The sequence below is a fragment of the Hoylesella shahii genome (assembly GCF_937990675.1).
Lineage (GTDB): Bacteria > Bacteroidota > Bacteroidia > Bacteroidales > Bacteroidaceae > Prevotella > Prevotella shahii.
The window spans coordinates 1-11,030 of record NZ_CALKQY010000049.1; the positions used below are offsets into that span (position 1 = coordinate 1).

The 11,030-nt window shown below is 49.8% G+C and carries 4 protein-coding genes; all 4 read right to left on the reverse strand.

The window, feature by feature from the left end:
* A partial coding sequence (locus QME03_RS07120; protein ID WP_281723898.1) for a SpvB/TcaC N-terminal domain-containing protein occupies nucleotides 1-6,823 on the reverse strand: 6,823 nt, incomplete at its 3' end.
* Between the two features lie 39 nt (nucleotides 6,824-6,862).
* Nucleotides 6,863-8,668, reverse strand: a complete 1,806-nt coding sequence (locus QME03_RS07125; RefSeq protein ID WP_281723899.1) for a T9SS C-terminal target domain-containing protein — start codon at nucleotides 8,666-8,668, stop codon at nucleotides 6,863-6,865.
* A gap of 54 nt (nucleotides 8,669-8,722) precedes the next feature.
* Entirely contained in the window at nucleotides 8,723-9,925 is a 1,203-nt protein-coding gene (locus QME03_RS07130; protein WP_281723900.1) for a hypothetical protein, read from the reverse strand.
* Between the two features lie 278 nt (nucleotides 9,926-10,203).
* The gene (locus tag QME03_RS07135; RefSeq protein WP_025817024.1) at nucleotides 10,204-10,929 is read right to left on the reverse strand and encodes an outer membrane beta-barrel protein; all 726 of its coding nucleotides are present in this window, start codon (nucleotides 10,927-10,929) and stop codon (nucleotides 10,204-10,206) included.
* Nucleotides 10,930-11,030: the final 101 nt, after the last annotated feature.

An 11,030-nucleotide genomic window follows, 5' to 3' on the forward strand; every position in this document is an offset into this window, starting at 1 on the left:
CGTAGTAGTAGGCCTCGCCTCCCGAGGCGTCCTCCACCAGCACCAGCCTGCCTGCGCGGTTGTACTTCTCGCCCGGCTTGCCATAAGTGTGGGTGACGCGGTTGAAGAGGTTCTTGGGATAGAGCACCTCGCTTAGCCGTTCGTAGTCGTAGGTGTAGGTGATGGAGGCCTTGTCGGAGATGGTCTTCTTCAGTTCCGCCGTGAGCTTGGTGAGGAGGTTGCCCGCGGCGTCGTAGGTGCAGGTCACCTCGCCCGCGTCGGGATGGTTCACGCGTAGCTTATGCCCAAGCAGGTCGTATTGGTAGGCGGTTGTCTTGCCGTTGGGGTGATGCACGGAGAGCACTTGCCCCACGGCATCATAGTCGTACCTCACCCGCACGTCGCCGCCGCCGGCGTGCTGCACCGTCTCTCGGTTGCGCCCCTTCTCGTCGGTGTAGCTTTCGGCATGTCTGCCCAGCGCATCGGTAACACGCGTCTCGAGCATCGGTTCACCATCGTGGGAAACGATGGAGTAGGCAGTCGTCGTGGTCGCCCCATCGGGCAGCGTCACCTTGGTGGGGCGGTCGTAGGCGTCGTATTCGGTGACGGCTTGCAGGTCGCCCACACCTTTATTATATAGGCCCATGCTGCCGAATGCTTCCTCGGTGGGCCAGTACGCCTTGAGGGTTCGGCCGAAGGCGTCCTGTACGGTGCGGCCGCTCACTATCGACACCTTGTGCGCCGACCCGCCCTTCCATACAACGCCCGTGCGCTTGGTCTGCACGGCGCGCATCAGGCTGTCGGCGAAGGTGCGCGTCTCCACGTCACCCTCGGGGGCGTAGTGCAGCGTGCGCGCCCAGCGGCCTGTGGGATGGTACTCAAAGCGTACGGTGTAGAGCCTGCCAGCGGCCAGCTCCTTCGGGCCAACGATTGCGACGGGCCTACCCACATCGTCGTAAGCATAGTGCATGCGGTTGCCGTTGATGTCGCGTGTTTCGAGCGGTGCGCCCCAACGGTAGTCGTAGTCGGTAGACGAGGTGTAGCCGTAGGCGTCCTTCACACCCGTCACCAGTTGGTGCAGCACGCCGTCGTAGGTGTATTCGTAGCGCATGCGCTGCCCCTTATGGTTCTCGGGCTTGGTGAGTGCGACCAGGTTGCCATAGGCATCGTAGGCCATGTCGTACACCGAGGAGAGCTGTCCGTTGTGCATGGTGATGCGGGTGATGTTGCCCTTGTTGTCCACTTCCGTTGAACGCTCACGATACACCCTGCCCGCCTTGTCCTTCACCGCAATGTGTCGCGGCAGTGCCACGATGTGGCTTTCGCGCAGTTCGTGGTAGGCGATGTCGGCGCGCAGCTCGTAGTTGGTGGCCGTCTCCTTGTAGGATGCGAGGTTGCCGTAGGCGTCGTAGGTGTTGTGCACGGTGGTGCTCATGCTGCCCTGTCCAGCGTTGTCGTAGACCGTCTGCCTAATGGAAACGAGCGCGGGGAACACGCTCGTGCTGTCGTCGCGCTGCCGTACTGCCTCGTAGGTGTTGAGGGTGCCTTGCAGTTTGTTGCCTGCTGCATCGTAGAGCGTTTCGGCGGTGACGAGGTCGTGCATGTAGAGGTTGCGGTTGTGGCCGTACTCAGACACCTGCGTGCGGTATACGGCATTGTTGTTCTGGGTGTCCAGCTGTCTGGTGATGACCTTGGCGAACCCAAAGAAGTCGCGCTCGCGCCTGTCGCGGTAGCCACCCTCGTAGGCGAACTCGTTGCGCATGCGCGTTGCCCCGTTCTCGGCATAACCGCCTGAAGTCTCCACGGCCGACATCACCCAGCGTCGGCCTGGCATGGCGAAACTAGGCATCGTCTGTTGATATTCCACGCGGACGTGTCCGCCGAATGGAAGAGTGACGCTGCGCAAGAGGTTGGTACGGCCAGTGAGGTTGCGATAGGCCTTTAGGCTGTTCTCATTATCACTGAATACAATGTCGGGCAAACCATCACCGTCAATGTCGAGCATCGCCGTTCGAGTACGGTTCACACTTTCGCTGTGCGACCCCTGTGTACTAGGCGTGATGGTGATAACGAAGCCGAAGGGAAGAGGAATGCGGATGGTGTAGGCCGTGCTGGCGTAAAGGGCCACGGAAGAGCCCAAGTCACTTGATATCTCAGACTTGTCTTGCATCTTTACGTCAGGCATGAACCCAACGCCCGTGTTGAACGAGACGTTGAGATTGCCCTTTAAGTCGCGTTCCACGAAGTCTGGTAATCCGTCTCCGTTGACGTCGTGAAATGCCCCCATGCCCATAGTGAGGCTTTCGGTGTCGTTTTGTCCTCCAGAGATGCTAAAGGGACCTCTAACGGGGATACATACCCCCTTCCCGTCACCGTAGTTGTTGTTTAAGGCGTTCGTCATCTTGTTTGTGCCTGCGGGTACAGCAGGAGCTAAGGAATATCCCAAACCATAGCTTACTAGACCATCAGTCAGTACGTCGGGCAGCCCATCACCATTGAGGTCAGTCCAGTCTATTGTCGACATGGATGTGCCGTTTGAGAAGTTACCACTAGCGCCGCACGATGCTTCTGAGATGTTGCTGCTGAAGCTCGCTCCTCCGGCGTTACAGTCTAGCCGTCCCGTTAGAAGCAGACTGGCATTGCATTTGGCTACAGCGGCCTTGGCGGCGTCTGTTTGCTCTTTGAATTTGGCGATGTTGTAAGCACTAGGGTTAAAGCTTAACCCCACGTCGTGTCCACTGTTGCTTGAGTTGCCGTTCGTCGAGGGTAATGGTGCACCGTATTTCTGTACCCTTCCAATCATTCCTGTTTGTTGTGTAAACATTACGGTTATCTTATTTTCTTTGGCTGAGGCCCAGCCCCTCATCCAGTCGGGGTATCCATCTCCGTTGATGTCTGTCACCGAAACGGTAGTTGTAGATTCTTGTGATGATTCGCTTTGGTTAACTCCTGCGCTGGCGCCGAGTGACACGCCTGCCGAGATAGTCGTGCCCGTGGTTACCGATACTGTTTCTTGAACGGGCGCAGGAAGTCCTTCCCCACTAGAGTCGTAATTAGGTACGTCGAGCACTATCTCGTCGGTTCCTAGTCGCGATGGGCGCATGGTTATCCCGCTTACGTATGCACTGTCTGTTGCTGTGACATACTTATTAGTTTTGGCTACGTATGCTAGCGTGAAGAATTTCTGCGAGTTGGCATCGAACGAGCCGTTCTTAACGAATTCTGAAGCCCCTTCCTGGTCTGTTCCTAACGAGGTTGCGTCGGGTGCCCTCATTTCGCTCGGGTTGATAGGCTCTGTGTTATTGCCGTTCCATGCGAACTGTCCCCAACCACGGTACAGCGTACCATAGTCAAGTCTGTTGAAACTGGAGTGTACTGAGGCGTCTATTGTAGCCACGTGTACAGGTCTTCGTCCCACTTCATGTTTTTTACCTAATTTATCTTTCTCGTAAAGGATAGAATCGCGCAGGATTTGTAGTTCAGCCACATGAGCAAAGTTTAGCTCGTTGAGTACGGAGAAGCAGGCTTGCACCTTGCCTGTTGATAGTTTCGTAAGCAAATGATTACCATCGATGATGTCGCCATCTTTTGAAAGCACGTTCATACGCTCCATCTTCAGCTTTCGGTGATAGATTAATGTTCCATGATTATCTTTCAGCGTGAGGTAAACCGTGGCCGTATCAGTATCTTTGTCGGATTCTCGTGTTACCCTTAAATTAGGTACTAGAACTAATCTATCTCCCCAAGTGGAGTCGCTTGGAGGTAGGCTCACGAGCGTATCGATTGCCGCCGCCACAACCTTGTTGTACATTGTACGTTGTGGTGCGATGATGTATTCGGTCGTGTCGGTGTGGAATATTGGCGCCCATTTTAAAGCTTGCCAGTCGATAGGGCTGTTTGCTCTAGCGATGAAGCTTACGGTTTGGCATGCTTTTGCAACAGATTGGAAACTCCCTTCGAATTTTCCCGAAGCAACAGTGTCTGCGGGTAAGTGTTTGCTTGCTATCACTGTTTGTTTCCCAGTACTGTCTGTCCTAATCACGCAAAGCGTAATGTCGTCGCTTGTTTTGAGTTTGCTAAACCTACCCGAATAATGCACTTCACCATTTACGGACAGCGGGGCAGTTGGGGCTTCGCCACTGATTGCATCTTTTGAATGTCGATAGTGTGTGATATCTGTTCCTGCATAGGTTTTGACTTTAGTATGGGTATAGATAATTTCGGGGTCCCAATCCACAGCATCGCCTTCGCCAGAATTTTTTGCACTCACCCGGAACAATAGGTAGTCGCCAGGCCATACGTGCAAGGACTTCTCGGGAATAGTCACCTGCCCCGACTGTAATAATGTGTCCCTCCATAGTACGTAGTCGTTGTGCTGTATGCTCAGGCTTACGCCGTCGCCCTTTGGAGAGGGTTTAACCACTGTTCCCTTAATCTTCACAGTTCCCTTGTACGGTGCGCGCCACAGTCTTACAATGTCGTGTAAAGGATGTTCGCGTTCCATCTGCTCCCTGATGGTCTTCCTGTCAGGAATGAAAGTTGAGTCCAAGTTGGTCGTACCACCTCCTATAGGATTGTGCGTTCCACCGCTTGTGGGGCTGAAGGTCACTGTTGACCCATCGCTGTGGTTAAAGTGTACCACGCCGTTGTGAGCTATATCTATGAGCCCATCGGCGTTGAAGTCGTGGAAATAGGTTTTGTTTCTGCTTCTTTCGGTGGTTCTGCTATAGGAAGCGCCAGTACTTATGGGTCCGATTCCAGTGGAGAAGTTAATACTCCACGTGTTGCTAGTGACCGATCCCTCGGTAAAGCTAGAAATGCCCAATATGCGCTTCGCCTCTCCGAACAAGGGGTGGGCGAGGTCGCGGTTTAGATTGGGTCGGTAGTATATGTTGCCATCTCCGTCCTTAAAAACCTTGTCAGGCATGCCATCTCCGTTTATATCGACGAGTGTGACGTGCGCCTTGTTTTCTGTTTTGCTGTACGAGAATGAGGGACCTGCTCCACCTGAGGCTGGCCCCCATCCGCCACCTACCATAACGCCACCACCTAGTGTGTTTCCCTTTGCCGAACCTCCACCCAGCAGTGACAGGCTTTCGTCAAAGTGTCCGAAGTGAGTTTTCACAAGATTACCATAATAATCTTGTTCAGCTGTGTATTCTATGGGTTTCTTCGAGAACATTCCGTCTTTCACATCGTTATAGTATTCAAAGCTCTGAGCAGCCACTCTTTCCCCTTTAGCGTCGTTCTGCACAATGCTATCAAGAAGAGTTTTGGCGAATGGTCCTTCGTGGTGGTGTAATGTAAAGCTTCGTATTGGTTCATTATTAAAGCTCACCTCCACGCGTTGGAGTAATGCATTATCGGTTTGCAGTATGCGTAGTCGTCCGCTTCTTACGGCATCTTTACGTGTTCCCGAAATATATTTGAAATTCACCGCATATGGTCCTTCATTGTCAGCATGTCCAGTATAGCGATAGGATTTGGGATAGAGGGTACTGTCACGGTGCTCGTATGTGTAGGAAACAAAATTGCCATGAGTGTCTACTGTACGGTATAATGCCCATCGCACAATATTGCCCTCACCATCTTTTATAACAGCATTGTCAACGCTTTTTCCATCAATCCCCCCGAAATAAGATGTGGTTCCGTCTTTGGATGTAACCTCCCAAGTATAGTTGGTGGGCGAATCGCCTTTGCGTATGATGCGCGCAAAGCTGCCTTCAACCAGTGGGTAGAAACGCTTGTTAGGCTTTCTTGCAGTAGGTTCGGTTTTACGATAGGTTCGGTCGCCCAGTTTTGTACCCATCAGTAGGTAGCTTTCGCTCTCGTTGTTGGGGTCGAAGCGTGGCACACCCCAGCGTGTTTCGATGTCCACGCTCTGCACAGGCAAGCTCCACCCGTAACCCACATAAGAAGAACCGCCGTCGCTGCTGTATTGCAGACCGACGCTAGGTTGCATACCAGCGCGACCCTTGGGTAGTTCAAAGGTGTAACCCAGTGATGCCGTTCCGTTTTGGTTGGGTGTGGGTGCATTTACTGTGGCTATGCCCGCTGCAGGATCAGCCGCTTTGAGTTCAGCTATACCTGTAGGAACATAGTTTTGTGTTTCAGGACTCTCGGGTACTTTAATGATACCATTGATTACGTCGGTGAAATGTGATGTTTCGGCCGTCACCACCTTCTGCACTTTATCCAGGGCTTTATGGCGAAGCATTGTCCACTTGCCTTGCAGTTCGTCATAGTAATAGGTGTGTATATCGTTTGCAGTATAACCCTCTGGGATGAGTGTGCTATCGTAGGGCACTGTTATGGTGGCTGGTTTGTGCACGAAGTGTTCGCCATGGGGTAGGAGGCGATAGCCTGCCACTCCATTTTTCAACGAAACGGAAACAGACGCATTTCTATCGCCCGTAACATTAACCATACCAGCCGGTAGTGTGGGTAGTTCATCTTTAACTAGTGGTGTTACACTAAGTATTTTTGAACGGTCCATGCTTCCTTGTGGCACGCGAAGCTCGGCATGTCCCACGCTTAAAGAGTCGGCCATGTTGTGAGCAAATAATTTGCTCACTGTGCGGTGATGGAAATGTTGCCAACGCGACAATGCTTTATTCTTTTTCGTAATTGGTTGAGTCTGTGCGTTGCTTATGCCATTTGTTTCTTTAAGAATGGTTGTTGTTGGCGTTTGTTTAGCTTTATTTTGGATAGTATGTTTCGCTGCGTGCGGTGATTTTTGGATTAGTTCGCCGAGGGCAGGTGATGTGTGCCTACCATCGTTACAGGATGCGAGTGTCATTAGTGTGATGACAACGATCGATGTGATGCGTGTAAATCTTTTCATGTGCGCTTTTGGTTTGTAGTTCCGAATTTGGTATATAGGTTATCTTCTAATTATTTTTACGCTTCGCTTTGTCCCACGGCTGAGCATCTCGAGCACATAAGTACCAGCTACAGGTAGGTAAAGGCGTGTGGCGTGATAGTTGTCGGCGTCGTGTTGCTCAGTTTGTAGCAGCGCGCCATTGGGAGCGTAAAGGCGTAGCACGAGTGCATCAAGTTCAGTCAGCTCTACGCGCACATTTACATATCCGTCTCGCGTGGGGTTGGGCGATACTTCATAGCGAGAGAAATTATCGCTTGCAATTGTTGTCACGTTCAGGGTGCGTAGGGTAGAGCAGCCGCTTTCGTTGGTTAGTTCTATAGTATATACCCCATTCTCGTTAAGTGTTACACGCTGACCGTCCATGTATGTTCCGGCAGGACTTCGCCAGCGGCAGGTGTAGTTGCCTTTCGTTTGCAATTGGTAGATGCGTTCTGCACCTTGAACGAAACGTACATCCTCTAGTTCGGGAACGTCAGGTAAGTCGGCATTGTAAACCATAATCTCATTAGTGAGGCATTTACCACTGTTGTCGTGAATAGTAAGCACGTAGTTGCCTTGTACAAGTGCCGGAATGGTTACAACGCTGTCTGGTGTTGTTAGTGTGTAGGCAGGTTTGCTGTCGAGGGTGGTGATTACACGATAAGGAGGTTTGCCACCCGTAAGTTGCACCCTCATTAGCCCTTTTGCCCCTGTTGAGCATTGAGGTTGAACCATATCGATGGTCGAGAAAAAGTCGCTTGCGATACGTAGCGTGAAGAAATTCAAGCCCACGTCGGTGTTTAAACCCGAGAAGATAAGACTGTCGCCCCGTCCCATGCGAGCCTTGTAGTAACCCACCTGCCCTGCTGGGAACTTACCCGTTCCGCTCCTGTCGATGGCTAAGTAATAGTTTTCACCCTTGGTAAGCGGTTCCAACTGGCGTATGCTGTGCGTATCAAATGTCAAGACCATGTTGGTTACAGATGCGCCTGTGGTTGTGGCAGCCCATCGGCGTTGCATCCACTTACCTTTTCCCTGGTCTGAAGAGAATGCCACTCTCTTGGCATTGTCGCCCCAAAGAACACTAGCACCTTCGGCCATTGTCTTTGTAGACAGTTGAACAACAGCTTCACCCTCGCTGCTTGCACTCGACGTTTGACGTAAGCGTGATGTGCTGTCGTTAATAATGCCTGCTACACGGTGGTTGTAGCTCTTGAGACGGGAATAATTACGTATGACTGTACCTTTAGAATTGAAGTACGAATGGGTTAATGTAACGCCATGGCGCAGAGCCAAAGCACTTTCTACGCGCATGCGCTCGGTAACCGAAAGGGCTCGTGGGTACACAGCGTATTCTGCCATTCCTTCTTTCAATATCCCAACCGGTAATCTATCTTTGGTTGTACCACCAATAACGAGCGTTCCGCGAATGCCATTCGCAGCCGATGTAACATAGGAGTACAGCCGTAATGAGGGCAATGTGTCGCGTCCTATATAATTCATAAAAGTGCCACGAGTGAGGTCGGCCGTGCGAGCGGTGGTCTGTACAAAGCGTGTTTTGCCATCTTTTGTGCTCACGTTCCATAACAACTGTTCGCTGCCTTGTCGCACCTTACCTACACCAACAAAGGTCATACCTTTGCCACTGTTGAGCAATATTGGTGAGGTGTCGCAACCCAAGCCCCATCTTGCATAGCCCGCTACGCCACCGGGAGCATATCGCGATGATTGATTTACAACCTGTGCCAGTACTCGATGCAAAGGGATTGATAAGGCAAACAATAGGGATAAGGCTATTACCGCAATACGATATATAGATTGTTTCATGATTATTTTGATTGGAAAAAGCATTGGTGAGGATTATAAAATAAGTATTGAGTATTAGCGAGTGCTTTTTAGGATGTGCTTTATAGGAATGGTGTAACCCACAGTTAACAAGAAGAGATGACAATTGTTTCTTGCAGGGTGGTAGCCATAAGGATTGTCGTTGGTTTTAATAAGGTCGGTTAGGCCATAACCATATTGTAGAGATGCTTCAATACCATTTTTAAACGAAGAGTAGCCCACTTTTACTAAGGGTGTGGCCTGTGGTTTTGCACGCAGTGTTTCCCTTAGGTGAGCTTGGATTAGTTTGTCTGCCGAGGCTAACATGTTTGGTCGGTCGCTTGTGAAATCTAAGCCTCCAGGATTGGTAGGTAAGGCAAGTGCTACACCCGCTCCCATATAAAAGTTGTCAAGGAGATAGAGGCGTAGTGCCACCTGCGGGATGATTACATGGTAACGAAACATTGTTTTCTCGTGGATATTGCCCACTTGTTTGTGTTCCACTAGGTTGGCAGATAGCCAGGTGTAGTCTGCCGCTAGTTCTACAGCCAGTCGGTCTTGTCGTAATAATACGAAAAGCCCTAGAGTGGGGACGGTTGAACCATGTTCTTCTAATGTGTAGTGTGGGCGTATGCTGTAGTCTTCAATCATCTCTCCAAGGGCTACGATGTTTGCATATCCTGCACCAGCCCTTATACCGATGCGCGACTGAGTATGACTCTTGTATCGAGCAGAGAGCCGTTTAGCAGGCTTGTGTTCAGACTTGGTTTTACGTTTCATCGTGTCAAGTTCGTTTACAATAGTTGGGAGTTCTTCTTGATGCTCTGCTTTTTGTTCTGATAAAGGTGCAGGTTGCGACTCGTTCGGTTGTTCGGACTGCTGTAGCGAAGAACGTTCGGTTTGCTCGCGCTTCGTTGGCATCACTTTCGCCATGCTCTTGTCTTCTGGTGTTATGGTCTTTTTAATCGGATTTCGTTTTGCAGGCTGTTCTTGGTGTTGAGTCTTTCCCTTTTTTATTTTTCTCCTTTGTTTTATAAGTCTACCCGTTTTGTTTTGAGTAAAGGCAAACGTCTTTTTAGTGCAGCGTTGTACAGCTACCTGGGATAATGCCGTTTGCTGGAGGGCTGGTGATGTTGGCGTTTCTGTGGCTTTTTGTTTGCATACTCGTAGGCACAGTAGGAGTGCAAGGAGCACGCCTAGGATGATTATAATGCGCCACTTGTTATGGTGGTTATTGGAGGTAGGATTATTTGTGTACATGTTAGGATAGGTGGATAAATAGAATAAGGTGCGCGCGCAGTAGAAGCAAATCAACGTGCTGTTATTTATGTTCTTTTCCAGTTCGTAGGACAAGAATTTAACGACTAGGCAGATTCATATCCAACTGAGCTATTGGTTTCGGGATGAACAAAAGCTTATTTCCTATAATAGTTCCATAGTAGTTGGAAATTCATCGCCATTAAAGAGGGTGATTGTTAATCTTAAAGAAAAGATAGCGTTTATAATATCCTCTGGCGGTGCTGTGCTATCGTGAAGTATCATTTAATGTCTATCACATACGCCACCGAGAGTTCAGCTTGCCAGTTGTGGTTGGAATATTCTACCCAGTTGAAAACGTTAGTCTCGGTTTTGATGGTGCTGGCAAGACTGTAATGAAATCGAAGGTCGATACATAAACCAGAGTGAAAATCGTAACCCACGCCACCGCCAAGCGAAGCGTCTGGACGCCCTTGCAGTTTGCTTTGCATCACTCGTTCCGTCTCTTCTAAGCTAGGATACTTCCATTTTGTAAATTTCTCATCCTCTTGGTTGCCCGTGTAACTTAGATTTTGGGGTGATAGGTTCGCACCGAGGCGTCCACCAAGCGATATATGTAGTGTGTTCTTCTCCTTGAAGGGGTAAAGATTAAAGTAGGAGGCTATTCCTAAGTGGTGATATCGTGCAGAAAGCGTATAGTTTAATTCGTTCTTATCGTCGTATCGAACGCATGCCGTTCTGTTGTAATAGGTGATACCAGCTTCAATGCCCCATAGATTTCCTTGGGGTTTGTAGAGAAAATACAATTCGGCTGTGGGAACTACTTGTAACCGTTTACGAAAAGTATAGTTGGAGTAATACTCCTCACTCACAAGTATGTGCTGCACGTTTGAGTTTGAGCTAATGCCACAACCCAACCGCAGGCCGACATGAAAGTCATAACGTTGAGCTGATACAGTTAAACTGTTGAAGCAGCAAAAGAGTGTACATATTATTAAAGGTCTCATACACATGATAATGGTTAAATTTGTCTAGATTTTTAATAAGAATATCGTGTTGCAAATTTATTAAATGTAAATTAAATAGCAAAGACTTAAGTGTTATATTT